This window comes from Nucisporomicrobium flavum (assembly GCF_016464385.1).
In the GTDB taxonomy this organism is placed as follows: domain Bacteria; phylum Actinomycetota; class Actinomycetes; order Mycobacteriales; family Micromonosporaceae; genus Actinoplanes; species Actinoplanes flavus_A.
The window spans coordinates 110368-136856 of the sequence record NZ_JADMLH010000014.1; the positions used below are offsets into that span (position 1 = coordinate 110368).

The following is a 26489-nucleotide window of genomic DNA, read 5'->3' on the forward strand; positions in this document are numbered from 1 at the left end:
TCGTCATGGCAACCGGCATCCGCAGCCTGCTCCGCGGCGGCAAGGGCGGCCCCGGCGGGGTCGTCCAGCACACCGTGGGCAACGCCCTCGTGCTGCACGCCGAGGACGCGATCAGCTCCGAGGCGCAGTCGCTCGCCTTGAGCGTCGTGGAGGACGCCGAGAACGACGTGGTGGTGCTCGACCTGGGCGCCGGCATGCCGATCAGCTCCTGGGAATCCATGGCCGGCGTGCTGCCCCGGCGGCGGCGCGGCATCCGGCTCGTGGCCTGCGGCCAGCACCGCAACGCCGCCGCGATGGCCGGGCAGTGGCTGTCCGAGCGGTTGAACCGTACGGTCATCGCGCCCGACGGTGAGCTCGTCCGCGGCTCGGCCGGCGCGCTGTTCGTGCACTCCGCCCCGGGCAGCGGCTGGGTCCGGTTCCGCCCCGGCAAGCCCCCGACCTGGGACGCGAAGCGGTACCCCACCCCGGCCTGGGACCGGGCGGTGGTGGACCGCAAGGCGTCCAGCTCGACCGGCGAGATCGAGCCGTTGCCCGGCGGCGTGTGGATCCACGACGTCCGCGACCCGGAGATCGTCGCCGAGCACCGGGCCCGCCTGGTGGCCGACGTGCCGTGCCAGCCGGAGACCATGACGGTGCTGCTGGGCTGCCCCGGCACCGCGCCGCTCTCCCTCGACGACGTGGTCCGGTTCTGGCGCGAGCTCGACGACGACAGCCGGGCCCGTACCCGCTTCGTGCAGTACGGCGACGTCCGCCTGCCCGAGGGCGAGTCGTTCGGCCAGACCCTGGCGGACCAGCTCGGCACCAACATCATCTGCTACACCGGGGTGCCGGTGGGCGCGCCGCAGAAGTACGAGATCCGCACCGTACGCCCCGACGGCGTGCTGGGCTGGGCGCCGTTCGCGCTGGAGCTCGGGTACGCGCCGCGGGCGCACCCCAACTCCAAGGCCCGCCGCCCGCTCGTGGTGAGCCACCGGCCGCCGCTGAAGTGGACCGAGGAGATCGCCAAGCGGGTCTACTGGTACGCCCCCGACGCCGTGGTCGAGGTGGTCCAGGCCGGCCTCTGGATCCGCTCGCCCGAGGAACCGCCGAACGCCGAGCGGGTCCGCGCGGCGGCGCTCGACCCCGAGGGCAGCACGCTGATCTTCGACGACACCGTGGACGAGCGGGCCGCCCGCATGCGCGAGCTCGCCGAGGACCTCGCGGCCAGGCTGGAGAGCAACGCGGCCGGCGCGAGCGTGCTGTTCCCCGCGTCCGTGCTGGTGCCCGGCGTACGCCCGGCCGGGCAGGCGCGCGCGGTCCTCGGCGAGGAGACCGACGTTCCCGCGCAGGTCATCACGGCCACCGTGCACGAGAGCGCGCCGCCGTCGCAGCCGGTCGCCGAGCTGGTGTCGGCGCCGATCGCCGAGCCGGTGCAGATCGCGCCGCCGGCGCCCGTCGCAGAGCCGGTGCGGATCGCGCCGACGATGGGTGTGCCCGTGGTCTCGGAGCCGGTCGCAGTGCCGCAGCAGCAGGTCTCGGTGCCGCTGCCGGCTCGGCTGGAACCGGTCGAGCAGCCCGTCCGGCCGGCGCAGCCCGCCGCCGTCGAGGCCCCGGCACCGGTCGCGCGGCCCGTCACCCCGCCTGCGCCGGTCGCGCCACCCGCGCCGGTCGCGCCACCCGCGCCGGTCGCGCCACCCGTCGCGCCGCCTGCGCCGGTTGCGCCGTCGCCCGCGCTCGAGGTGGCACAGGTCGACCTGCCGGACCCGGCGGACCTCGGCACCAGCAAGCTGCACACCCTGGCCCCGGACGAGCCGCCGGTACCGCCCTCGCCCGTACCCGTCGCTCCGGCACCAGCCGCCCCGGTGCCGCCCGCCGCGGCCGACGGCGGCGCCCGGCTGCAGGTCGTACCGGCCTCCGAGGCGTCCGCCCTGCTGCCCCGGCGGCCGCTGGACGAGGAGCGCGGCTGGTTGCGCCGTACGCTCAGCCGCGAGTTCGACACCATGGCGAGCTCGGTGTCGCGGCTCATGTCCGAGCACCCCGGCATGCAGGGCGGCGGCTCGCTGACCGCCGACGACGTGCTCGCCGACTCCGTCGCGGTGCGGTTCTACCTGTCCCCGCGGGGTGCGGGCGTGGACGCGGGGCTGCGGTCCGGCGGCAACGGCCCGCACGTGCCGTTCGCCCGGTGCGTGGCCTCCGGCCTGTCGCGGCTGCCCTCGTACCGGGGGACGACGGTGTTCCGCTCGTCGCCGTCGGCGCGCGAGTGGGAGCTGTACCGCGAGCGCCGCCTCATCACCGACTGGGGCTTCGTCGCCGCGCTGACCGGGCCGTGCTCCGCCCAGGACGGCGACACCGACGTCCTGATCTGGTCGATGACGGCCCGGCGTACGAACCTGCTGGAGCCCGAGGGCGACGAGCGGGCCGAGGACCGGGTGCTGTTCCTGCCCGGCACCAACTTCAAGATCCTGGAGCTCCGTGAGCCCGCCGGCGACCAGCGCGGCGCGGTGTTGATGCGTGAGATCGGGACGAACGAGATCGACGACAGCGGCCGGGTGGACGCCAACCGGGTCTCGCTGGACGAGCTGGCGGTCACCGCGCTGCGCCGCAGCATGGAGCGCTGGGCGGGCGTGGAGTCGCGCCGGCGGGTCGGCCCCGGCGCCGCCGGCCGGTTCGGCGTGCTGCCCGGCCTGGTCCCGCCCGTGGCCGCGGAGAGGAGCCGAGGATGAGCCGGCAGGTTCTGGTGGTGGGCGGCGGCGCTCCCGGCGCCCTCCCGACGATCGGCGCCGCGCTGGCGCGGGCCGAACGCGGGGCGACGATCACCGTGCACCCCGGGCGGTACGCGGAGAAGCTCGTCGTCGGCAACCTCATCACGATCAGCGCGGAGGCCGGCGGCCCCGTCGAGGTGCACGTCGAGGAGGGCAGTGTGCTCTCCGTCCAGGGCGAGGGGGCGCAGCTGCGGGGCATCACACTGTCCAGCGCCGACCCGAAGCTCGCGGCGGTCGACGTCTATTCCGGCGAGGTCGCGCTCGACAACTGCAAGGTCGTCGGCGCGTCATGGGTCGCGCTGCTCGCGCGCCTGCAGGGTTCGGTCGCGCTGCGCGGCTGCGAGGTACGCAACCCCGGCGGCGCGGGCATCGTCGTGGCGGCGCCCGGCATGAGCACGGTCGAGGACACCGCCCTCAGTGACATCGGCACCTCCGGCGTGGTCGTCTGCGACCACGGCTCGCTGACCCTGCGCCGCTGCACGATCCAGGACACGGTCGCGAACAGCATCTGCGTGAACGGCGACGCCCGGTTCACCGCGGAGAACTGCGAGATCACGGGCGCCCGCAAGCCGGCCGTGGTGGTCGAGCAGCGGGCCTGGGCCCGCATCAACCGGTTGACCGTACGGATGAGCGCGAACGTCGACGCGTTCGTGCGCGGCGACGTCGACATGGTGGTCACCGACTCCACGTTCACCGGCGCGGCGCTGCAGGCGGCGCACATCACCGACGGCGCCAAGCCGGCTTTCGAGCGGTGCACGTTCGCCTCCACCGGGCACACCGCCGCGCACATCTCCGCCAAGGCGGCGCCGGTCTTCACCGACTGCACGATCACCGACTCGAAGATCGGCGTCAACGCCGAGGGCGAGGCGGCTCCCCGGTTCGCCGGGCTGACCGTACGCGGCACCACCGAGTCGCTGGCCGTCGCGGCCGCCAAGGCGGAGCTGACGATGAGCCGGCTGCGCGCCGAGGTGAGCCAGGGCAACGGGCTCATCGTGCGCGACGAAGCCACAGTGGACGGCTCCGATCTGGTGCTCGACGCCGCCGGGGCGCCGGCGCTCGACGTGTCCGGCGGCTCCCGGGCCACGATCCGCGAAGCCCGGTTCGACGGTACGGGCGCCGCGAGCGTGGCCGCCTCCGGTGGCGCGACCCTGGATCTGCGGTCGGCGGTGCTCCGCGGCGCGGGCCTGCGCGTCGGGGACGCCTCCGTGCAGGTGCGCGACAGCGAGATCGCTCAGGCGTCGGCGGACGGCATCCTCGTCGGCTCGGGCGGCTCGGTGACCGCCGTGCAGGTCCGGGTGCGCGGCGCCCGCCAGGACGGGGTCCGCCTCGACCGCGGTGGCCGCGGCGCCTTCACCGACTGCGAGGTGCTCGGCAGCGGCACGGCCGGGTTCGGCGTCGACACCGCGGAGCCGGTGACGATCAGCCGGTGCGCCGTCCGCGACAACGGCGGCGACGACGTCCGCCGCGCCGCCGACGCCCAGCTCACCGTTGAGGCGCTCGACACGGGCAGCCGGCCGGCCGCGGCCGGGCCGGAGCCGGTGGCCCGGCACGAGGAGCGCGACGAGCAGCCGGAGCCGGAGGCCGAGTCGGAGCTCAGCGCGCCGCTGCGCGAGCTCAACTCGCTGATCGGCCTGCGCGGCGTCAAGCAGGAGGTCACCGCGCTCATCAACCTCATCAAGATGTCCCAGGTGCGCCAGCAGATGGGCCTGCCGATGCCGCCGATGAGCCGGCACCTGGTCTTCGCCGGCCCGCCCGGTACGGGTAAGACCACGGTCGCCCGCCTCTACGGCTCGGTCCTCGCCGAGCTGGGCATCCTCTCCAAGGGGCACATGATCGAGGCGGCCCGCGCCGACCTCGTGGGGCAGTACATCGGCTCCACCGCGATCAAGACGACCGAGCTGGTCACCAAGGCGCTCGGCGGGGTGCTCTTCATCGACGAGGCGTACACGTTGTCGGCGGGGTCGGGCGGCTCCGGCCCGGACTTCGGGCAGGAGGCCATCGACGCGCTGATGAAGATGATGGAGGACCACCGCGACGAGCTCGTGGTGATCGTGGCCGGCTACTCGGAGCTGATGGAGAGGTTCCTCGAGTCCAACCCCGGTCTCGCCTCCCGCTTCACCCGCACGATCGAGTTCCCGAACTACTCCGTCGAGGAACTGGTCACGATCGCCTCGAACCTGTGCAGCAAGCACTACTACGAGCTGACCGACGACGCGGTGGACGCGCTCACCACGTACTTCACCCGGATCCCGAAGAACTCGACGTTCGGTAACGGCCGGGTCGCCCGCAAGCTGTTCGAGGCGATGATCAACAATCAGGCGTCCCGCCTGGCCACCACGCCGCCGGCGAAGGACACCGAGCTCAACCGGCTCACCGCGGAGGACCTCGCACCGGAGCTGGCGCTGCTGGAGGACCTGCCGGTCGAGCAGTCCGCCCAGCCCGACGTCGCCACCAATCCCGCCGCGGCGATCAACGCGGCGCGCTCCTGGCGCCGCATGTGCGAGCTGGTCGGCGCGGCCTCGGTCCGCGACGCCGCCGGGTCGTCCCTGCTGCAGCTGTGCGAGCTGCGCAACCGCCGCCGCGCGTACGGCAAGCACGGCAACGTGGTGATCAGCGGCCCGTCCGGCAGCGGCCGCAGCGAGTTCGCCCGCCTGTACGCCGCGGGCCTGTCCGAACTGGACCTGGTTCCCGTGGGCCACCTGGTCCGGGTGTCGACCGGGCACGAACTGGCCCCGCACTGGCCCGGTCAGGCCCGCAGCCTGGTCCGCGCGGCCCTGCGCGACGCCGAGGGCGGGGTGCTGGTCGTCGAGCACAACGACGACGGCAGCGGCCGGGGCGCTGAGGCCGTCGAGTCGCTGGTCGACCAGATGCGCGCCGGCATGGGCGACCCGGTCACGGTGCTCATCGGCGAGGCCGAGGCGTTGCGGGAGCTACGGGCCACGGTTCCCGGCATCGACGAGGTGTTCGGGCAGGAGTGGGCGGTGCCGGCGTACAGCACCGCCGAACTCGCCGAGATCGTCGTGCGGCACCTGGTGCGCCGCGGCCACGAGGTGCCCGACGACGTCCGTGCCGCGCTGGCCGATCTCGCCGCGGGGCTGCCGGAGCGGACCGTACGCGCGGCCCACCTGTTCTCGTGGGGCCTGACCCGGACCGCCGCGTCCCGCACGCTGGCCCTGGCCGACCTGAACGGCCTGCTGAACCGCGCCGAGCCCGGCCGGGCCGCCGCCCGCCAGTCCGGTGGCCTCGCCGCCGTCGGCTGACCCCTTTCACCGCCGTCGGCTGACCCCATTCTTCGCAGGAGGAACCGTGACCGGTCCGAAGTTCGACTTCGAGGACATCGTCAAGACCGCACTGTCCTATCGAGACCAGATGGCGGCCGCCCGGTCCGAGCTGGAGCGCGCCCTCATCACTGGCCGCTCCGAGGACGGCACAATCACCGTGCTGTGCAACGGCATGGGCCGGGTCAGCGCGGTGAAGGTCGACCAGCGGGTCTTCGAGGAGCAGGACCGGGACAAGCTGCAGCAGGCGATCCTCGAGGCGATCCGCGCCGCGGGCACCAACGCCGGCAACCTCGTCGGTCAGCGCATGGGCGAGGTCGAGGTCAGCCTCTCCTAGCCACGTCGCGTTCCAGCAGGACCCCGTAGTCGTCCAGGCGGCGGCGGGTGCGGCGCAGGTCCCAGCGGGCGCCCAGGACCGTGTAGAGCTCCGCGGCCTCGGCGCCGTGCCGGGCCGCCTCGTGCGGGCGGCGGTTGGCGGCGAGCAGCACGGCCGCGTCCTCCAGGGCCGCCGCCAGCTCCGGCACCCTGCCCACGGCCCGGTAGTGCGCGGCGGCCGCCAGGGCCGGTTCGGGATCGTTGGCGACCAGCGCGCGGCACCGTTCGGCGGCGGCGAATGCGCGGGCCGGCCGTACTTCCTTGGCGGCCTCCTCCGCGCAGATGGCGGCCGCGCGCTCGGCGATGGGCGTACGGCCGAGCTCCAGCGCCAGCCGGATCGCGTCGGGGAGCCACTGGTGGCGCAGCATCATCGGGGCGTACTCGGGCACCAGCAGCGGGGCCAGCAAATCCAGTGCCTCGGCGGGCCGGTGCTGCTGCTCCGCCACGAGCGCGCGGGCGACGAGCAGGAAGTCGCAGCTCTCCCGTTCGGCGTCGGTCGCGGGTCCGGTGTCGGCCGCGTCCAGGTGCCCGGCGGCGAGGTCGGAGTCGTCGCGGTGCGCGGCGATGAGCGCGGCGACGCCGTGCAGCAGCATGGTGACCGCGCCCGGCTCCCGCGTGCCCAGGAACGTGATGCCGGGCGCGTCGTCGGTGACCGCGCTGACCTCCGCGAGCGCGTCGTCCCAGCGGCCCAGCCAGTAGTACTGCACCGCCGAGGCGACCTGGAGGCTGCCGGGCAGGCGGTGCCGGATCGCGAACAGGGCGGCCTCGCGCAGGGTCCGCTCGGCCTCGTCCAGCCGGTCCAGGTTCTGCAGCGTGAACATCCGGTTGTCGAGCAGGTCGAAGTACATGCCCGCGAAGTCGGGGTGGTCGCGCATGATGTCGAGCGCGCGGTCGACGTACTCGAGGGCGCGTTCGTGGTCGCGGCGGATCGAGTTGGTCAGCCACGTGGTCTGCAGCGCGAAGGCGGCCTCGTACGGCTGCCCCGCCGCCACCGCCTCGTCGTGCACCGCGGCGGCCGTACGGTCGGCCCGGTCCAGGTCGTCGAGGCCGCCGCGACGGAAGTTGGCCAGCAGGACGCGGTGCCGGGTACGCCAGATCTCCGGCACCGCCGGGTCGTGCACCGCGTTGCTGAGCAGGGACATCGCCGTGTCCTCATCGCCGCGGCGGAACGTCATCGCGGCGAGCAGCTGCCGCATCTCGGCCCGGTCCGCGGGGTCGGTCGCGATGGCGAGCGCCTCGCGGGCCTCGTCCATCGGGTAACGGTCGTACCGGAAGTCCAGCTTGACCAGGGCGACCAGCAGCGTCTCGCGTTGCGCGGCATCGGGCAGCTCGGTGGCGAGGACCCGCCGCAGCAGCTGGTGCGCGATCCGCGGCACCCGCTTGACCACCTCGGCGTGGTGGGCGGCGAGCCACGAGACCACCCACGCGTCCACCACCGGCGTCTCGGCGGCGAGCTGCTCGGCCACCCGGGTCACCGGGCTGCCGCCGCGGTCCAGCACCTCCGCGGTGTGCCGGTGCAGGGTCGCGCGGACCTGGGCGGGGATGCTCTCGTACAGGGCCTGGCGCAGGAACGGGTGCCGGAACGCGAGGTCGGTGCCGGCGTCGACCACCACGTTGGCGGCCAGCGCCTCCTCGAGGTTGGCCATCAGGTCGAACGGTGACCGGCCGGTCACCGCGACCACGTCGTCGACCGCGAACTCCGCGCCCAGCAGCGCGGCCATCCGCAGCACTTCCTGGGTGTCGTCGCTGAGGAAGTCGAGCGTCGCGCGTACGACCGCGAGCAGTGAGCGCGGCGCGTCGATCCGGACGGAGTCGTCGATGTCGGCGCGGCCGTTCTCGATGCGGACCACGCCGCGGCGTAACAGCGCCGTGGTGAGCTCCCGGGCGCACAGGGGATTGCCGCCGGAGCGGGGGATGATCATGGCGAGGTTGGGCCCGACCGGGGCCCCGACCAGCTCGGCGATCAGCTCCTCGACGGCCTCCGCGGAGAGCGCCTGCAGCAGCAGGACGTGCCCCTGCCGGGCCTGGACGCCGCGGCGCAGCTGGGCGAGCTCGCGGCCGTTGGGCTCCGGCCGGGCGGCGGCCACCAGCAGCAGCGGGAGCCGCCGGGTGGCGGCGACCAGGCGGTCCCAGAACAGCACGCTGGACTCGTCGGCCCACTGCAGGTCGTCGATCACCAGCACGAGCGGCGCGAGCGCGCAGGCGGCCCGGACGTACGCGAGCACCCGGTCGGCCACCGCCGCGGGCCCGGTGTCGTCGGAGTCGGTGCCGTGCAGCTCGGTGGCCAGCGCCGCCAGCCGCGGATCCGACGAGGTGGTCTCCAGGCCGAGCGCCCGCGTCACCACCTGCAGCGGTACGTGCTGGTCCAGCTCGTCGGCGACGCCCCAGGCCAGCTGGCACCCGGCGGCCCCGGCCTCGGCGAAGGCGGCGGTGAGCAGCTCGGACTTGCCGATGCCCGGTTCGCCCTCGATCCAGACGGCGGTGCCGTGCCCGTCGGCGACGTCGCGGACCAGCTCGCGCAGCTCCCTCAGCTCCGCCCTGCGCCCGACGAGCGAGCGCCCGGCGACGCCGTCCTGCAGCGCCCGGGCGACCTGGGTGGGCACCACCTGCGGCACCGGCCGGACGGGCTCGGCGGGGCCCTCCTGGATCAGCCGGTGCAGCTCGCGCAGCTCGGGGCCGGGCTCCACGCCGAGCTCGGTGATGAGCGTGCGGCGCGCGTTGCGGAAGGCCTCGAGCGCCTCGGCCTGACGGCCGGTGCGGTGCAGCGCGCGCATCAGCAACTCGTGCAGCGGCTCGTGCAGCGGGTGGTCGCGGACCAGCCCGGCGAGGTCGGCGACCAGCCCGTCGTCCCCCAGCTCCATGCGGATCCGGGCGCGCTGCTCGACCGCGGCCAGGCGGCGCTCACCGAGGTGGGCGCGTTCCAGCTCCAGACGGTTGCCCGAGAGGCCGGCGTACGCGTCGCCGTGCCACAGCCTCAGCGCCTCGTCGAGCTTCGCCACCGTGGCGGCGAGGTCGCCGGTCGCCTGCACCTCCGCCGCCTCGGCGCAGAGGGCCACGAACCGCTCGCTGTCCACGTCCTCCGGGACCAGGCTCAGCGCGTACCCCGAAGGGCCGGAGGTCAGCAGCTCGTGACCGGACCGCGACGATCCGCGGGCAAGGCTGCGCCGCAGCCCCGAGATGTACGTGTACACACTGCCGGTGGCGGTGGCGGGTGGCTTCTCGCCCCAGACGCCCTCGATCAGCTCGTCCCGCCCGATCAACCGCCCCGCGCCGGCCGCCAGGACGGCGAAGAGTGCACGCTGCCGCGCCGGGCCCAGATCGATCTCCCGTTCGCCGAGCCAGGCCCGTACGGGGCCCAGCACCGACACCCGGAGCCGGTCGTCGGACGATGTCGCCACGTGTCCTCCGTTTCTCACTACGAGGACGCCTCAATCTCGGGGGACCACCGGTGTGTCACCGGATAACAGAAACCTCGTCGCCGAGCAGCGCGGCCCGCGACATGTGCGGCACGGTCGGGTTCCCGGAGAGGTGCGGCCGCAACCGGGTGATCAGGATACGGAACCGGTCCAGCCACCGGACCGGGATGCGCCGTTCGCTGAGCACCGAGCGCGCGATCTCGGCCGCCGCGTCGTACTCGCCGCGCCGCTCGTGCGCGACCGCGGCCACCCAGCGCATCTCGCCCTCGAGGTCGAGGTCCGCGGTCCGCGCGGCCACCCAGTTGGCCTCCGCCACGGCGTTGACCCCCTGTCGCAGCAGCAGCCGGGCCAGCCACGCGGTCAGCACGAGCCGTTCGCCGGGGTCGGCCACGTGCTGCGAGCGCACCCGCTGCAACACCGTGACGGCGATCCGGGGCGCCCGGCCGGCGAGCTGCTCGATGTGCTCGCTGAGCCAGCGGGACACCGGGCCGTCGAGCGGTACGGGCCCGGCGAGCAGCTGCGCCACCACCCGCTCGGGCGGACCGCCGGCGTCGGCGATGCGCTCGGCGAAGGAGCGGTGCAGCATCACGCGCAGCGAGGCGGGGGTGCCCTCGTGCAGTACGCGGCAGACCACGGGGTGCCGGAACGTCAGCCGGTCACCGGAGCGGGCCACCAGCCCAGCGGCGACGGCGGGCTCCAACGCGCGAAGCAGCTCGTCGGCCGGCCGGCCGGTCACCGCGGCGACCTCGCCCACCGTGCAGCGCGCGGGCTCGCCGCGGGTCGTGTCCTGCTGCGGCTGCTCGGTGGCGTCCTCCGCGTCGGCGGCGTCGAGGAAGGCGATCGCGCGCAGCAGCTGCCGGGTCTCCTCGGTGAACGAGGCCAGTTGCGTGCCGATCGCGGTGACGAGGTCGGCCGGGATGGCCGCGCGGTCGTCGCCGGGCTCGGCCGCGGCCAGGTGCCGCAGGTAGTACGGGTTCCCGCCGGCGTCGCCGAGCAGCCGCCGCAGTGTCTCGCCGTCCGGAGGCTCGGGGGCGACAGCCCGGGCCAGGGCCGTCGCCGCCTCGGTGGTCAGCGGCGCGAGGTCGAGCACCTCGTCGGCCGGGATGCCGTCCAGCTCGCCGAACCCGGGGCGCGCCGCGGCGACGAGCAGCAGCGGCAGCTCCGCGGTGAACTCGTGCAGCGCGGCCCACACCCGCAGTGTTCCGGGATCGGCCCACTGCAGGTCGTCGGCGACGAGGATCAGCGGCGCCTCCTCGGCGGCCTGCCGGATCACCGCGACGGCCCGGTCGACCGTGCCGGCGATCACCCCGTCGAGGGTGTCCGCGGCGATCGTGAACAGCTGCTTGACGACCGTACGGGCCGTGTCGCCGGCCATGGCCGACTCGACGCACTCGAGCAGGACGCCCAGCGGCATGCGCCGGGCGAGCTCGTCTCCCACGGCCCAGCCCGTGCGACAGCCCACCGGGGTCGCGCCGCGCAGGGCCACAGTGAGCAGCGCCGACTTGCCCATGCCGGGGGAGCCCTCGATGCGGATGCTGCGGCCCCGCCCGGCCGCGGCCTCGGCGGCGGCCCGGCGCAGGAACCGCACCTCGGCGTCCCGGCCGATCAGCGCGGCACGGTCGGTGGTGCGCTGGAGCGCGGCCCCGGTCGTGTCCTCGCCCCCGGCGGTCACCCGGGTGGCCCCGGACCGCTGGGCCTGCAGCCCGAGGGCCTCGGTGCGCCGGCCGCTCGCGTGCAGCGCGGCCATCAACATGTCCTGGAGGTTCTCCTGCAACGGGTACCGCTCCACGAGACCGCGCAGCACCGTGACTGCCTGGTCGTGGCGGCCGAGCCCGCTCAGTACCGCGGCCTGCCGTTCGGCGGTGGCGAGCCGTAGCTCGGTGAGGCGCAGGCGTTGGGCCTCAGCGTAGGGCCCCGGCACGCCGGCGAGCGCCTCGCCGTGCCACAGGCGCAGGGCCGACTCGAGGGCCGCGAGCTCGCCGTGCAGGTCGCCGGCCCGGCGGCTGCGCTTGCTCTCCTCCCGCAGCGCCTCGAACCGGAAGACGTCGACGTCCTGGGGGCGTACGTGCAGGCGGTACGTCCCGCCGCCGGAGGTGAGCATCTGCCCGGCGGCCCAGCGGTCGCGGGCCGGCTCCAGGACCTGGCGCAGGGCGGACACATAGGTGTAGACGTTGCCGGTCGCGCTGGCGGGCGGGTCCTCACCCCAGACCGCGGCGACCAGTTGCTCGCGGGAGACCGCGTGCCCGGCGTGCAGCGCGAGCACGCTGAAGACCGCCGTGCGGCGGGCCGAGCCGAGCGGCAGCTCGGTGCCGTCCCGCCACGCCCGCACCGGGCCGAGCAACCGGAGGTCGATGCCCTCGTGCTCTGCCGACATGGCTTCCCAACCTCGTCGTCGTGGGATCTCTCCCGCTCACCTCGACGGTTGAAATTACAAGCTTCCGCCCGCCGCCGACCAACGTCCCCGTTAGGTGCCTCGTGATGCGTCGCCGCGATCCCTCACGCGCGAAGACATTTCTACCCCTGACGCGCAAGGTTCGATACCCGCGCGGGTCGTCCTGGTCTCACGTCATTCTTAACCGCGTCCGATCAACGACGCCAATCGACGCCCATCTGTACCGACGGGTAACAGGCGGCGCCGGGGGCAAGAAAGGCGGTCGGCCAGGGCATCGCGGAGCCCGATGCCTTCCGGTGGGCCGCCGGTGCTGATGGACTTCCGGGGTGCCGCCCGATGCAGAGTCGTCCGCGCCCTTCGCCGGTGAGCTGTTCCTGACGCTTGCCGCCGAGGGTCGTCTCGTCGTGGACCCGGTCCGCGCGGACCAGGCGATCGCCGGTCTGGAGCGGACCCTGTCGCTGATCCGGGCGCGGCTGCGGATCCTACGGATCTGGCAGCACTCGCCTCCGCAGCGTGTCGACGAGCTCCCCGACGAGCTGGCGAACGACGTGGTCGACGCGATGTTCGCCGACCAGTTGGCGCCCGGGCGGCTCGAACAGGCGGTCACGGAACTGCCGAAATACATCGAGGCCCTGCGGCGTGCCCGCGGGCGCCGGCCCGGTGACCGCGCCGAGATCGATGGGCAATCCATCTTATAGATCGGTGTTGACCTGCGTCGATGTGTGGTCTCTTCACGACCTTCACGACACCTGGAGACGGCATGAAGGTTTTCTGAAGGTGCCTTCCGCCACACTTGCCCCGCCATAACGACCAAAGCGGAGGTAGTAGTGGAACAGGTTCGGGTTGCCCTGCAGGCTTCGGACCCGCTCAGCCAGGCCGGCATCGCCAGCTATCTTCAGTCCCGGCCGGAGCTGACGCTGCTGCGCAGCAGCGAGCGCGCCGAGGCCAAGGTCCTCGTGGTCTCCTGCGACCGGCTCACCAGCGACGTGGTCGCGATGCTCCGCCGCTCGGCCGCCGAGATCGGCTCGCCGGTCGTGCTCATCACCAACGAGATCACCGAGAGCGAGCTGCTGACCGCCGTCGAGTGCCGGGTCGTCGCGATCCTGCCCCGGGTCGCCGTCACCGCCGAGCGGCTCGTGCACAGCGTGCTCACCGCGGCCAAGGGCGGCGGGGTCATGCCCCCGAACCTCGTCGGCGAGCTCCTCAAGCACATCGAGCGGCTGCAGCGCGACGTGCTCACCCCGAACGGGCTCAACGCGTCCGGGCTCACCCCGCGCGAGATCGACGTGCTGCGGCTGATGGCCGACGGGCTGGACACCAACGAGATCGCCGGCGAGCTGTGCTACTCCGAGCGGACGGTGAAGAACGTCATCTACGGCGTCACTCACCGGCTCAAGCTGCGTAACCGCTCGCACGCGGTCGCGTACGCGCTGCGCGCCGGCATGATCTGACGAGATGCGCAGCTCAGCGCCCACCGTCACGATCGGCAAGCACACCGTCGGCAACGCGCTCGTCCTGCACGCCCGGGAGCGCATCAGCTCCGAGGCGCAGTCCCTGGCCCTCGCCGTGGCGCACGACGCGGACAACGAGATCGTCGTCCTCGACCTGCACGACGACCTGCCCGTCGGCATCTGGGAGTCGGTCGCCGGCGCCCTGCACCGGCGGCGCCGCGGCGGCATCCGGCTGGTCGTGTGCGGCGCCCGCCAGGACACCTCGGTGCTCGCCGGCCAGTGGCTGTCCGACCGCCTGGGCCGGCCGGTCGTGGCGCCGTACGGGCACCTGATCCGAGGCGCCTCCGGCGCGTTGTTCGTGCACGCGACCGAGGGCAGCGGCTGGGTGCGGTACCAGCCCGGACGGCCGCCGCACTGGGAGGCGAAGCGGTATCCCCGGCCGGACTGGGACGCGGCCGCCGCCGAGTTCCTGCCCACGAGCGCCCACGGCGCCGTCGAGCCGCTGCCGGCCGGTGTGTGGATCCGCGACGGCCGGGACGAGGCCGCCGTACGCGCGCACTGGCAGCTGCTGGCGTCGTCCGTGCCGTGCCAGCCGCAGGCCTTCACCGTGGTGCTCGGTTGCCCCGGGACCCCGCCGCTGCCGCTCGACGACGTCGCCCGGTTCTGGCGCGGCATCGGCGACGAGGGTCGTGACCGGGCGCGCTTCGTCCAATACGGACCCGTGCAGCTGCCCGAGGGCGAGGTGCTGGGCCAGGCGCTCGCCGACCTGCTCGAACGGCCGATCGCCTGCTTCACGGGCGTACCGGTGGGCAAGCCGGAGCGTCCGCGCATCCACACCGTGGCCGAGGACGGCGCACTGGGCTGGCAGGTGCTCGTCCGGGAACTCGGATATCGGCCCCGGGCCGGCGCCAACGCCGCGGCGCCGCTGCCGCAGATTCTCAGCTACCGCGCGCCCCTGATGCTCGGCGAGGCGGCCGGGCCGCGCGTCTACCGGTACGCCGACGACGCCGTGGTCGAGATCGTCCAGTCCGGACTGTGGCTGCGCGCCGCGACCGCACCCCGGTACGCCGACCGCATCCGCGCCCGCGTGGCCGACCCCCGGCACCCCGCGCTGATCGTGGACGACGCCGAGCCTGCCCGCGTCGCGCGACTGCGGGAACTGGCCGAGGACCTCGCGGCCCGGCTCGACCCGCCCACCCGCGACCGCTGCACGCTGCACCTCGCCTCCGCGCTGGTGCCCGTCGCGCCGCGGGTCGCCCCGGCCACCGGCGAGCTCACCGACGGGCTGACGTACCGCTTCAGCGCCGCCGACCTCGCGCTCGACGAGGCGCTGGCCACGGTCGCGCCGCCCGCTGCTGTTGCGCCGCCCGCCGAGGAGGTGACCGGCCTGACGGTGCCTGCGCCCGAGGTGAAGACGCTGGGGTCCGGCTCCCGCGGGCGTGCCGGCGGCAGCCTTCAGCCGGCAGCCGCTCCCGCCGCTCCCGCCGCTCCCCAGGCGAGCGACCTGCCGGTCTCCCTCCCGCCGCCACCGGGGGCCGGCCGCACCGCGGAGGTCCCGCTCTGGGAGGAGTCGGTCGCTCCCGTCTCACCGGCCGTCGTGACCACGGCGCCGGTGCGCTCCCGGCACGAGGCCGCTCCCGCGCCGGCGTCCATCGAGGCGGACGAGAACGCGTTGCCGTTGCGCGTCGCCCCGACGGCCCATCGCCCCCAGCAGCACAGCGAGCCCTCGCTGCTTCCCCCCGAAACCGCCGAGCGCGTCCTGGTGGCACTCGACCGGGTGCGGCCCCATGGCCCGATGTCCTTTCAGGTCGATCCCGACCCCGATGCCCAGGGCCTGCCAACCCCGGCCGGGCTCGCCGAGGAACGCGCGTGGCTGCGCAGCACGCTCACCCGCGAGTTCGACGCCGCCGCGAGCTCGGTGTCCCGGCTGCTGTCGGAGTACCCCGGGTTCCAGGCCGACCCGGACACGATGGTGGACGCGGTGGCCGTACGCCTCTATCTGTCCGCAGTGGGCGATGGTCTCGACGAGGCCCTGCGCGAAGGCGACGTGGGACCGCAGGTCCCGTTCGCCCGCTGTGTCGCCGCCGGCCTGCGCCGGTTGCCCTCACACCGGGGTGCCACCTCGCTGGTGTCCGACCTGACGGCCGAGGAGGTCGCCCGGATCCGCGACCGCGGCGTGCTCACCGACTGGGGGTTCACCCACGCGCTCACCGAACCCCCGCTCAACCTGCCCGGCGAGCTCGACGTGCTGATCTGGTCGATGACCGCCCGGCGTACCCGGCTGCTCGAGCCGGAGGACGACCGCCGCGCCGAGTCGCGGGTGGTGTTCCTGCCCGGCACCAGCTTCAAGGTGCTCGACGCCGTGCTGCCCGGTCCCGGCGTCCGCGGCCGGCTGCTGCTGCGCGAGCTCGCCGCCGACGAGCCGGACCGGGGCAGGGTGCCCTTCGACGACCTCGCGCTGAACTCGCTCAGCCGGGCCATGGAACAGGTCGGCAGCGCGGGTTCGTTCAGCCGGATCGGCCCGGCCGCCGCCACCCGGTTCGGCGCCGTCCCGGGGTTGCGCCGGTGACCGCGCCGTCCATCTTCGTGGCGATCCCGGCGTACCGGGACAGCGAGCTGGTGCCGACCGTGCTGGACCTGTTCGCGAAGGCCCGTCGCCCCGACCTGATCCGGGTCGGCATCTGCTGGCAGCGCGCCGCCGGCGACGACCTCGGGCCGCTGCGCGACGACCCGAGGGTGGCAGTGATCGAGACCGACCATCGGTCCAGCCGGGGCGTCGGCTGGGCCCGGGCGGAAACCCTCCGGCTGTACGGCGGGGAGGACCACTACCTGCAGACCGACAGCCACCAGCGGTTCGCGCCGCACTGGGACGAGACCCTGCTCGACCAGCTCGCCCGGGCCCCCGGCGACAAGCCGTTGCTGTCGAGCTGGTGCCCCGGGTACTCCCCGGACCGGCCGCCGGCGCCCGCAGACCCGTTGCGCATGCGGTTCGACGCCTTCGACCCCACCGGGATGCCGTTCTTCGATGCGGAACCGATCACCGACTGGCGGGAGCGGGCCGGGCCGGTGCCCACCGGGCTCGTCTGCGGCCACCTGATGTTCGCCGCGGCGACCTTCATCACCGAGGTGCCCAACGACCCGCACATCTACTTCTACGGCGAGGAGATCACCACGGCGGTCCGCGCCTTCACGTGGGGATGGGACGTCTCCGCGCCGGCCCGTACGGTCATGTGGCACCTGTGGGGAGGCCAGGGCCGGGTCCGGCACTGGGACGACCACAACGACCCCGCGGCCGGCCGCACCTGGTACGACCACGAGCTCAAGAGCCGCCGCCGCGTCCGCAACCTGCTGCTGCACCCCGCCCCCGGCCGGTACGGCGTCGGTCCGCACCGGACGGTCGCGCAGTTCGAGGCGTACACCGGCATCCGGTTCGCGGAGAACCGGTTCGAGCAACCCGCACCATGCGCTCCCTGATCCGGGCCGATCTGGAGCGCAAGGTGGCGAGCATCGTCAACGAGGAACGGCGCAAGGCGGGCCTGCCCCGGCTGACCACGGACCCCCTGCTCGCCGAGGCGGCCCGCGCCCACTCGGCCGACATGGCGGCGCGCGGCTACTTCAGCCACCACTCGCCGGAGGGCACCACGGCCGGGCACCGGGTCGCGCTGACCGGGTACGTCTTCGCGCTCGTCGGGGAGAACATCGCCTGGGGGCACGAGAACGCCCGGCAGGTCATGACCGCCTGGATGCACAGCCGCGGGCACAAGGCCAACATCCTCAGCACCGAGTACACGCAGCTCGGGGTCGGTCTCGCCGCCGACCGTCGCGGCGTGCTGGTCTGGACGCAGAACTTCGCGGTCCCCGGGTGACCGGCGGTTGCTTGTAGCTTGACGGGATGGCTGCGAGGGGGATCCGGGACCGTTTCCGGGAGCAGATGCGCCGAGAGGTCAAGGAGGCGGCGCTGCGTCAGCTCGCCGAGGGCGGCCCGCACGCGCTCTCGCTGAACGCGATCGCCAAGGAGCTGGGCGTGTCCGGGCCGGCCCTCTACCGCTACTTCGCCGGGCGCGACGCCCTGCTCGTCGAGCTGGTGCTGGATGCGTACGCCGATCTGACCGCGGCCCTGACCGCCGCGCCGCTGCGGCCGGCCGATCTGGCGGCGGCGTACCGGTCCTGGGGTGTCGCCCAGCCGCACCGCTACCGGCTGTTGTTCACCGGGCCGCTGCCCAGCTTCGACGCGTGGGACGAGCGGGTGACGGCGGCCGCCCGGTCGGCGATGGATCCGCTGCTGCGGGCCGCGGGTGCCGGACCGGCCCCCGAGGCGGCGCTGGCCCGGCAGCTGCGCTCCTGGGCGGGTACGGCCGACCCGGCGGTGTCCCTGCACGCGCTGACCCTCTGGAGCCGTCTGCACGGCTTCGTCAGCCTGGAGATCGAGGGGCACCTGGCCGCGATGGGCCTCGAACCGGACCTCGTCTTCGCGGCGGAACTGCGCGCCCTGGACCGATTGATCAGTAACTGACCTTCCGGGTGAGCAGTAGATTGCCGCACGATCCACGCCCAGTGTGCCGGAGTAGTTCGAGCGTGGAGTGATGCGACGTGCCCCCAATGACCCGAGTGGCGGTTCTCTTCGGCGGGCGTAGCACCGAACACGACGTGTCGTGCCGCTCGGCGGCGAGCGTCGTGCAGTACCTGGACCGCGGCCGCTACGAGGTCGTGCCGGTGCGCATCACCGTCGAGGGCGAGTGGATCGTCGGCGTGGACCGTGCCACGTCCGCCGTCGACGAGGCCGCGCTCCGCGAGATGACCCCGGAGCCGGACGGCTGGCGTCCCACCATCGTGGAGAGCCTGTTCCGCGCGCTCGAGGCGCTGCGCCACGTCGACGTCGTCATGCCGGTCCTGCACGGGCCGTACGGCGAGGACGGCACGGTGCAGAGCGTGCTCGAGCTGGCCGGCATCCCGTACGTGGGCAGCGGCGTCCTGGCCAGCGCCACGTCCATGGACAAGGAGTTCACCAAGAAGATCCTCGCCGCCGAGGGCATCGCCGTCGCCGACGGGGTGGTGCTGCGTTGCGACGCCGACGAGGTGACCGAGGCGGACCGGGCCGCCCTGGGGCTGCCCGCGTTCGTCAAGCCGGCCCGCGGCGGGTCCAGCATCGGCGTCTCCCGGGTCGACGACTGGGCGGCGCTGCCGGAGGCCGTCGAGGCGGCCCGGCTGTGCGACACGAAGGTGCTGGTGGAGGCGGGGGTGCCCGGCCGGGAGATCGACGTCGGCGTGCTCGAGCTGCCCGACGGACGCCTGCTGGCGAGCCCGCCGCTGGAAATCCGGGTCGCCGACGACCACGGCTTCTTCGATTACGACGCCAAGTACCGCGAGGGGCTCACCGAGTTCGTCATCCCGGCCGACCTCGACGCGGACACGACCGCGTGGCTCAGCGCCGAGGCCGTACGGGTCTTCCGCACGCTCGGCTGCTCCGGGCTGCTCCGGGTGGACTTCTTCGTCGAGCCGGGCAGGTCGCTCACCGTCAACGAGGTCAACACGATGCCCGGCCTCACCGCGATGTCGCAGTTCCCGCGGATGTGGAAGGCGGCCGGCACGCCGTACCCGGAGCTGCTGGACCTGTTGATCGAGACCGCGCTGGCCGGTGCCCGCCGGCCCGCGCCGGCGCTGCCGTCGTGACCCGGCCGGAGCGCCCGGCGGCCGACGGGTGGCTGCCCGGCGGCCTCGGCTCCTCCGCCGGCCCCGCGTGGGACGACGACGCGACGCAGGTGATCACCGCGGTGAAGGAGAAGCCGGCTCCGGACGCTCCGACGGTTCCCGCCGCCAAGCCGCGGGCCGGCTGGGCCGACGTGGCCAAGGGCGTCTGCATCCTGCTCGTGGTGATGTGGCACGTCATCATGAAGCACTACCTGCAGATCGACTGGCACCTGCCGGCCCCGATCCCGGGCGTGTGGGGGACCTTCGGCGACCAGCTGCTGCCGTTGCGCATGCCGGTCTTCTTCACGATCTCCGGCCTCTTCGCCGCGGCCGCGGTGCAGCGCTCCTGGGCGGTCACCGCCCGCAGCCGGATCGCGAAGTTCTACTACCTGTACGTGATCTGGTTCATCGTGCACACCACGGTGCTGGCGATGGTGCCGAGCTTCGAGACGCTGGCCGCGCACAGCGCCTTGGACGTGCTCGAGCAGGTGACCATCACGCCGACCAACCTGTGGTACCTGGTGGCGCTCGCCGTCTACTTCGTCGTCGCCAAGCTCACCCGTGACCTGCCGGTGGCGGCCGTGCTGGTGCCGGCTCTCCTGCTGTCCGCCACGGCGTCGGCCGGGCTGCTGGCGGCGCCGGGCAACCGCGGGCAGCTCTACCAGAACCTGTTCTTCTTCCTCGCCGGCCTGCGGCTCAAGCCCTGGGTCGAGCGCTGGGCCCGTACGGCGAACCTGCGCATGCTGCTCGTCGGCGGCGCCGGCTACCTCGTGGTGATGCTGGCGCTGCGCCAGCTCGGGGCGAAGCAGTGGTTCGGGGTGTGGCCGGTGGTCAGCGCGATGGCCGTGGTCGTCGGCATCGCCGCGGCCGTCCAGCTGGAACGGCTCACCCGGGTCGGTGACCTGCTGGCGCACCTGGGCCGCAACACCCTGCCGATCTACGTGATGCACATGCCGCTGCTGGCCCTCATGCACGCGGCCCTGTTGCGGCCCTTCTCGTCGGCGGGCACGCCGATCCAGATCCTGCTCGCGCTGTTCCTGCCGCTGGCGCTCACGGCGCTGCTCACCGGGGTGTGCCTGACGCTCAACGGCTGGATCCGCTCGGCGGGTGGCACCTGGCTGTTCGACCTGCCCTCCCGGAAGCGGGCGTCAGCGCCGGCCAAGCCAACCGCGCCGGTCGCACCCGTCGCCGGACCGGCCGTCGAACCGTCCCCCGAGCCGGTGTGGGACGAGCAGCCGACGATGGTTCTCCCGCAGGTCAGGTGAGGTCGACACCGTGGGACTCGCGCCGCCAGAGCAGGCTGCACAGCACCTCGAGCCCTCGGTTGAGGTGCCGCCGGTAGGTGCTGAACGGCAGGGCCAGCCGTTCGGCCGCGGCCTCCTGCGTCGGGGCGCCACCGAGGTACGTGGCGATCAGCGCGCGGTGCGACTTCAGCTGCCGGGGATCCTCGCCGAGATCGTCCAGCGTGGACTTGAGGACCGTACGGACGGCGTCGACGGGGTCGGCCTGGGGCTCGGCCGCGGCCACCATCCGGCTGTGCACGAGCGGATTCGTGGCGAGCAGGTCCGGCCGGCGCCACGAGCGCAGCGCGTCGCGGACGGCCTGGTCGAATTCCGGCCGCGGCAGCGACTCGACGCGCATCGGGGCGGCGAGCGCGGTGTCCTGCTCCAGCCGGGCGAGGACGGCGTCGTGGCGGATCGGGTCACGCCACTTCAGCTCGGTGCGGACGGCGTTGCGCACGAACGTCTCCACACGGACGCCGGACGGGCCGCACTCGGCGTACGGCAGCTCACACAGCCAGCGGAAGAGCTGGACCGTGTCGCCGTCGGCAACGGTGGCCCGCAGCAGCTTCTCAGTCGTCGTCTCGGCGTGCGCGCACACCTCCAGGGCGTGCCGGTGCGCGGCCGACGGCAGATCGCCGACGACCTGCCGGAGCACGGCCTGCGCGACGGCCAGCCGGACGCTGTCGTCGTCCTTGCCGCTCGCGACCTCCTCGACGCCCAGGCGCAGCGCGAGCGGGTTGCCGCCGGCCAGGTCGAGCAGCAGCGGCTGCCGCTGGCGGGGCACGGCGTTGCGGTCGAGCAGCACCTTGGCCTCGCCCGCGGAGAGCGCGCCGACCTCCTGGACCCGCAGGACGGCGTTCCAGCCGGGATCGGCGGTCCACTCGACGGCCGGCGGGGTGCGGGCGGCGAGCACGACGACGCTGCCCACCGGCAGGCCGGGCAGGAACTCGTCGCGCAGCCACGGCTCGAGCGGCTGCCAGCGTTCGAACCCGTCGACGAGCAGGACCGGTCCGGCGCTGCCGGCCGGGGTGGGCGGTACGGCGGTCAGCAGGCCGGCCGCCATGTCGCCGGGCTCGTAGTCGACCCGGACGACCTGGCGGTTGGCGCGTTCCGCCTCGACCGCGTAGCGGCGCAGCAGCGTGGTCTTGCCGGTGCCGCCCGCCCCGTGCAGGTAGAGAACCGTGAAGACCTCACCGCCGGCGAGCGCGGCTCGGAACGCGGCCATCTCCGCCGCGCGGCCGACGAACGCCCGGTTGCGGGCCGAGCGCAGGTACTGCTCCAGGCGCGTCACCGCGTGCTCCTCCCGAGCCTTGCCCTGCGGCGGCCCGCCTCGCGCCCAGCGCGGCGGGAATCCGTGGACGTCTGCGCGGATCGTTGTTTCGCATCCGGTCTGCATCGTCGTACGCTTCTCCCCCCGGGCGAGATCGTCTCCGTCGGTCTCTTAACCGTGTCGTCCTGCCGCCAGTCGAGCACGCGTGTCGCCTCCGCCGTCCGGCTTCTGCCCCCGCGTGGGGACATCATGGCCCTTTCCGGCAAGTGCGTCGCGATGCGGGCACAGTCCGTGACGGTGGCGGATTGATCAGAGAATGACCTTCCAATCGAGCACGGACCTCCTCGAGCATGCGCCGGTGCTGAACTCCACGTCCCGATCGAGGGCCGGGCGATGACGGCGATGGCCGAGGCCGTCGTCGATCTGGACGCCATCGCCCACAACGCCGGCGTGCTCGCCGCCGCGTCCGGCCCCGCCGGGATGATGGCGGTGGTCAAGGCCGACGGCTTCGGGCACGGGGCGGCCGAGGTCGCGCGTACGGCGCTGCGCCACGGCGCCACCTGGCTGGGCGTCGCGTCGGTGCCGGAGGCGCTGGCCCTGCGGGCCCAGGGCTTCACCGAGCCGTTGCTGCTGTGGCTGTACCCGCCCACCGAGACGTTCGACGAGGTGCTCCGGGCCGGGATCGACGTGTCCGTCGGCGGGGTCGAGGCCCTCGAGGCGCTCGCCGACGCGGCCGACCGGACCGGCACGGTCGCCACCGTCCACCTCAAGATCGATACGGGCATGTCCCGGGGCGGTGCGCCGGTCGAGGAGTGGATGCAGCTCTTCACGTGGGCGCGCAAGTTCGAGAGCGCCGGACTGCTGCGCGTACGCGGACTCTGGTCGCACCTCGCCGGCGCGGAGGACCCGCAGAGCGCGCATCTGCGCACGCAGTTGCACGAGTTCGAGGTCGGCCGGCAGACCGCTCTCACCGCGGGCATCGACCCGCCGATCCTGCACCTGGCCAACTCCGCCGCGGGCCTGCAGGTCCCCGAGGCGCGCCACGACCTGCTGCGCGCCGGGATCGGCCTGTACGGCATCGAGCCCGTGCCGGGACGCAGTTTCGGGCTGCGGCCGGCGATGACCGTACGGGCCCAGGTGCTGCTCACCAAGCGGGTGCCGGCGGGCACGGGGGTCTCGTACGGCCCCGACTTCTTCACCGATCGCGAGACCACGCTGGCGCTGGTGCCGCTCGGGTTCGCCGACGGGGTGCCGCGGCAGGCGGCCGGCCGGGCCGAGTTCCTGGTGCACGGGGTCCGCTGCCCGGTGGCCGGCCGCGTCAGCATGGACCAGGTGGTGCTCGATGTGGGTGACCTCCCCGTCCGGGCGGGCGAGTACGCGGTGATGTTCGGCCCGGGCGACGGGGGCGAGCCGACCGCCGCGGAGTGGGCCGCCTGGGCGGGTACGAACCCGAACGACATCCTCACCGGCATCGGCGCCCGGGTGTCCCGCCGATACGAAGGCGCCCCGTGACGCAGGCCCGGCCGGCCACCGAGCCGGCGCAGCCGACGGACACCACGCGGGCGCTGGCGGCGGCGGCCGGCCTCGGCGTCTGCGCCGCGCTCACCCAGTACGTCGTGGCCCGCCACTACCTGCAGATCGAGTGGGCGATCACGATCCCCGTGCCGCTCGCCTGGTGGGCCGTGGCCGGGGCGGCCGGGGTGGTGGGCGCGCCGCTGTTCCTCGTCGTGCTCGGGCGCCGGGCGGAGCGGCTCGTCGTCCTGCCGTGGGGGCGCCTCCTGCTGACCTGGGTGGTCCCGGTGCTGGTGGCGCACTACGCGTGGCTCGCCTGCACCGTGGCGCTGCTGCGCCGCATCGACCCCGGGCTCGTCGGCACGCCGATGCGCGATTCCCGTGAGCTGCTGAGCGTCGCGCTGCTACCGCCGCCGGAGCTGTCGCTGCTGTGGGCGCTGGCGCTGTTCCCGCTGATCGCGAAGGCGGTCCAGCGGGTGCCCGGAGCCGCGCTCGTGGCGGTCCTGTGCGCGGCCACGCTGCTGACCAGCGCGGTCTCGTTCCTCGTTTTCCTGGCCGCCGGTCTCCGGTTCGCCCCTCAGATCGAGCACGCGGTGCGGCCGTCGTCCTGGCGGGATCTCGTCGCGCGTGCCGTGGTGGCCGTCGTGGGGGCGTGCGTGCTCGGCGTCGACCGTTTCCCCGCCGACCTCGCTGTGGTCGTGGCAGGGCTGGCAGCCCTGCCGTTCGCGCTGGCGGTCGCGGCGCGACTCCGGTTCCGTGCCCTGATGGCGGTGGGTGCTGCGGCCGTACCTATGTATTCGTTGCTTGTTCCGGTCCTGGGGCTCGCGGACAAAGCGCTGCTGGCGCGGTTGTCGGCCATGGGGTCCACAGTGCAGCTCGCGGTGGCGTTGGCCGAGCCGCTCGCTCTCGTGGCCGGCATCGCCCTCGGAGGTCTCGTCCTGATGGCGGTGGTCCGGCAGGTGCGGGGCCGGGCCCTCGCGGGGGTGGCCCGATGAGGCGGCGACCGACCTCGGCGATCTGCGCGCTGCTGCTGCTCACCGCGGCCGCATGCGCCTCCGACAGCAACGACACCACGCCGCAGACCGCGAGCGCCGCGGTGCCCGAGGTGACGCTGACCTTCGCGGGCGACGTGCACTTCGAGGGGCGGGTGGACAAGCTCCTCGCGAACCCGGGCACGGCGTTCGGACCGATCGCCACCGAGCTGGCCGAGGGCGACCTGACGTTCGTCAACCTCGAGACGGCGATCACGGGCCGCGGCAAGCCCGAACCGAAGCGGTACCTCTTCCGGGCGCGCGACGCGGCCGTGCCGGCTCTGAAGGCAGCGGGCATCGACGCGGTGTCGCTGGCCAACAACCACAGCCTGGACTACGGCCGGCAGGGCCTCGCCGACACGATGACCGCCGCGCGCAAGGGCGGGATCGGCACCATCGGCGCCGGCAAGAACGTCGCCGAGGCGTACAAGCCGTGGCGGCGTACGGTCCGCGGGGTGCGCCTGGCCGTCTTCGCGTTCAGCCAGGTCGACGACCTCGCCGCGGAATGGGCGGCGGGGGACACCAAGGCGGGGCTCGCCATGGCCTTCGACACCGACCGGGCGCTGGCCGCCGTCCGCGCCGCCCGCGCCGACAGCGACCTCGTCGTCGTGCTGCCGCACTGGGGCACCGAGGGCGACCGGTGTCCGAACCGGCTCCAGCGCGACTTCGCAGACGGGCTGGTCAAGGCCGGTGCGGACATCATCGTGGGCGCGCACGCCCACGTGCTGCAGGGCGCCGGGCGGTCGGGCAAGGCCTACATCGCGTACGGGCTGGGCAACTTCCTCTGGTACAGCTCGGGGCTGTTCCAGCCGTACAGCGCGCGGGCCGGGGTGCTGCGGCTGACCGTACGGGACCGTCAGGTGGTGCGGTCGGAGTTCGTGCCCACGGTCGTCTCCGGCACCGGGCAGCCGAAGGCGCTCACCGGGTGGCACGCCGACCTCGCCCGCACCAACTTCACCGACCTCCGTGACTGCGCCGGCCTCGGCCGGGTCAGTAGTGAGCAGTGATCGTCCGGGCCGGCCCGTCCACCGTCAGGCGACCCCCGTACGGCAGCACCCACTGCGGATCGGTGTGCCCGAAGTCCACCCCGAAGACGATCATCGCCTCCGGGTGGTACGCCTCGAAGGCCCGCAGCACGGCCGTCCGCTGCTTCTCCCGGTAGTCCGCCCGCTGCTCCCGGCTCCGCGCGTTCTCCAGCGACGTACCCTTCGCCGTGCCGACCACGACGGCTGGGAACTGCTCGAGCAGGCCGCGCTCGCCGAAGTCCCGCAGCATCCGGAACACCTCGGTGTCCGACGGCATCTCCTCCGACGTCTCCAGCAACAGCACGCACCCGGCGTAGTCGGCGATCGGGCGTACCCACCGGTTCGCCGCGAGCGTCCAATGCAGAATCTCGAGGTTCCCGCCCCACGTCGGCGCGCTCACGACCCGGTCGGCGCGGTGCCAGAACCGGTCGGGACTCGGGTACGCCGGCGCCGAGGTGGTGAGGGCGGCGGGCTCGGTCCAGGGAACCTCCTCGTCGCTGAACTCGTCCACCGGCCGCACCACGAGGTCGCCCCCGGTGAACAGCGCCGCGCGCAGAGACTCGGCGACCACGGGCTGGACGCCGGCGCCCCGGCCGAGGTGGACCATCGTGGACATGCCGTGGTAGCCGGCGACGCCGTGGTGCCACAGCCAGTTGAGCAGGTTGGTGTTGTCCGAGTAGCCGAAGAACGGCTTCGGATCGGCGGCGAAGGGCCCCGGATCCAGGTGCCGCAGCACGGTGATCTGATCGTCCCCGCCGATCGTGGCGAAGACGGCACGGATGCCCGGATCGGCGTACGCGTCCATCAGGTCGGCGGCCCGCTCGGCCGGCGTCGCGTGCCGCCGGGTCGTCGGAAACTCGACCGGCTCCAACCCGAACTCCTCCCGCAGCCGGCGCAGGCCCTGCTCGTGCACGGCGGGGAACAGGGCCGGCGCGGCGAACGAGGGCGAGACGACCGCGACGCGGTCACCGGGGGTGAGCTTGGGCGGCGAGCGGAAGTCGGGACGCATGCCGCATTCAAGCAGCCG

General features: G+C 73.8%; 18 protein-coding genes. 14 read left to right on the forward strand and 4 right to left on the reverse strand.

The features are described from left to right. Positions 1 to 5 precede the first annotated feature (5 nt). The 3 genes from IT780_RS28935 to IT780_RS28945 are packed head-to-tail and all read left to right on the forward strand — an operon-like array spanning position 6 to position 6356. Positions 6 to 2702, forward strand: a complete 2697-nt coding sequence (locus IT780_RS28935; RefSeq protein ID WP_199514961.1) for a hypothetical protein — start codon at positions 6 to 8, stop codon at positions 2700 to 2702. Next, positions 2699 to 6001: a right-handed parallel beta-helix repeat-containing protein gene (locus IT780_RS28940; protein ID WP_199514962.1), complete on the forward strand. Its 3303-nt coding sequence runs from the start codon at positions 2699 to 2701 to the stop codon at positions 5999 to 6001. The genes IT780_RS28935 and IT780_RS28940 overlap by 4 nt, the downstream gene beginning before the upstream one ends. 46 nt (positions 6002 to 6047) lie before the next feature. Continuing rightward, complete coding sequence (locus IT780_RS28945) at positions 6048 to 6356, forward strand: YbaB/EbfC family nucleoid-associated protein (RefSeq protein WP_307831436.1); 309 nt, start codon at positions 6048 to 6050, stop codon at positions 6354 to 6356. Here IT780_RS28945 and IT780_RS28950 read toward each other — a convergent pair. Both IT780_RS28950 and IT780_RS28955 read right to left on the reverse strand, forming a co-directional pair. Beyond that, positions 6343 to 9792, reverse strand: coding sequence for an ATP-binding protein (locus IT780_RS28950; protein ID WP_199514963.1), 3450 nt, complete (start codon positions 9790 to 9792; stop codon positions 6343 to 6345). The genes IT780_RS28945 and IT780_RS28950 overlap by 14 nt on opposite strands. 55 nt (positions 9793 to 9847) lie before the next feature. Next, positions 9848 to 12184, reverse strand: a complete 2337-nt coding sequence (locus tag IT780_RS28955; RefSeq protein WP_199514964.1) for an ATP-binding protein — start codon at positions 12182 to 12184, stop codon at positions 9848 to 9850. 344 nt (positions 12185 to 12528) lie between these two features. On the opposite strand from IT780_RS28955, the gene IT780_RS28960 reads away from it, so the two are divergent. The 8 genes from IT780_RS28960 (at position 12529) to IT780_RS28995 (ending at position 20606) form a co-directional block, all read left to right on the forward strand. Continuing rightward, on the forward strand, positions 12529 to 12900 hold the full coding sequence (locus IT780_RS28960) for a hypothetical protein (RefSeq protein ID WP_199514965.1): 372 nt from the start codon (positions 12529 to 12531) through the stop codon (positions 12898 to 12900). Positions 12901 to 13029: 129 nt separating this feature from the next. Beyond that, complete coding sequence (locus IT780_RS28965; protein WP_199514966.1) at positions 13030 to 13653, forward strand: helix-turn-helix transcriptional regulator; 624 nt, start codon at positions 13030 to 13032, stop codon at positions 13651 to 13653. A gap of 4 nt (positions 13654 to 13657) precedes the next feature. Continuing rightward, complete coding sequence (locus tag IT780_RS28970; RefSeq protein ID WP_199514967.1) at positions 13658 to 16222, forward strand: hypothetical protein; 2565 nt, start codon at positions 13658 to 13660, stop codon at positions 16220 to 16222. After that, on the forward strand, positions 16219 to 17127 hold the full coding sequence (locus IT780_RS28975; RefSeq protein WP_199514968.1) for a GlcNAc-transferase family protein: 909 nt from the start codon (positions 16219 to 16221) through the stop codon (positions 17125 to 17127). The genes IT780_RS28970 and IT780_RS28975 overlap by 4 nt, the downstream gene beginning before the upstream one ends. Beyond that, positions 17115 to 17519, forward strand: coding sequence for a CAP domain-containing protein (locus tag IT780_RS28980; protein ID WP_199514969.1), 405 nt, complete (start codon positions 17115 to 17117; stop codon positions 17517 to 17519). Before IT780_RS28975 ends, IT780_RS28980 begins: the two co-directional genes overlap by 13 nt. A 26-nt stretch (positions 17520 to 17545) precedes the next feature. Next, positions 17546 to 18166, forward strand: a complete 621-nt coding sequence (locus IT780_RS28985) for a TetR/AcrR family transcriptional regulator (protein ID WP_199514970.1) — start codon at positions 17546 to 17548, stop codon at positions 18164 to 18166. An 86-nt stretch (positions 18167 to 18252) separates the two neighbouring features. Next, entirely contained in the window at positions 18253 to 19323 is a 1071-nt protein-coding gene (locus tag IT780_RS28990) for a D-alanine--D-alanine ligase family protein (RefSeq protein ID WP_199514971.1), read from the forward strand. Continuing rightward, entirely contained in the window at positions 19320 to 20606 is a 1287-nt protein-coding gene (locus tag IT780_RS28995) for an acyltransferase family protein (protein WP_199514972.1), read from the forward strand. Before IT780_RS28990 ends, IT780_RS28995 begins: the two co-directional genes overlap by 4 nt. On the opposite strand, the gene IT780_RS29000 is transcribed toward IT780_RS28995, so the two are convergent. Then, positions 20599 to 21915 (reverse strand): P-loop NTPase family protein, encoded by a 1317-nt coding sequence (locus IT780_RS29000; RefSeq protein ID WP_199514973.1) that lies wholly within the window; start codon positions 21913 to 21915, stop codon positions 20599 to 20601. The genes IT780_RS28995 and IT780_RS29000 overlap by 8 nt on opposite strands. Positions 21916 to 22287: 372 nt before the next feature. On the opposite strand from IT780_RS29000, the gene alr reads away from it, so the two are divergent. Genes alr through IT780_RS29015 form a run of 3 tightly spaced genes read left to right on the forward strand, consistent with a single transcriptional unit; the run spans position 22288 to position 25444 of the window. Next, complete coding sequence (gene alr / locus IT780_RS29005) at positions 22288 to 23406, forward strand: alanine racemase (protein WP_199514974.1); 1119 nt, start codon at positions 22288 to 22290, stop codon at positions 23404 to 23406. Next, entirely contained in the window at positions 23403 to 24401 is a 999-nt protein-coding gene (locus IT780_RS29010; protein ID WP_199514975.1) for a hypothetical protein, read from the forward strand. Before alr ends, IT780_RS29010 begins: the two co-directional genes overlap by 4 nt. Beyond that, a complete protein-coding gene (locus IT780_RS29015) occupies positions 24398 to 25444 on the forward strand; it encodes a CapA family protein (RefSeq protein ID WP_199514976.1) in 1047 nt (348 codons plus the stop codon). The genes IT780_RS29010 and IT780_RS29015 overlap by 4 nt, the downstream gene beginning before the upstream one ends. Here the strand turns inward: IT780_RS29015 and IT780_RS29020 are convergent. Next, complete coding sequence (locus tag IT780_RS29020) at positions 25428 to 26471, reverse strand: S66 peptidase family protein (RefSeq protein WP_199514977.1); 1044 nt, start codon at positions 26469 to 26471, stop codon at positions 25428 to 25430. The genes IT780_RS29015 and IT780_RS29020 overlap by 17 nt on opposite strands. Between the last annotated feature and the right edge of the window lie 18 nt (positions 26472 to 26489).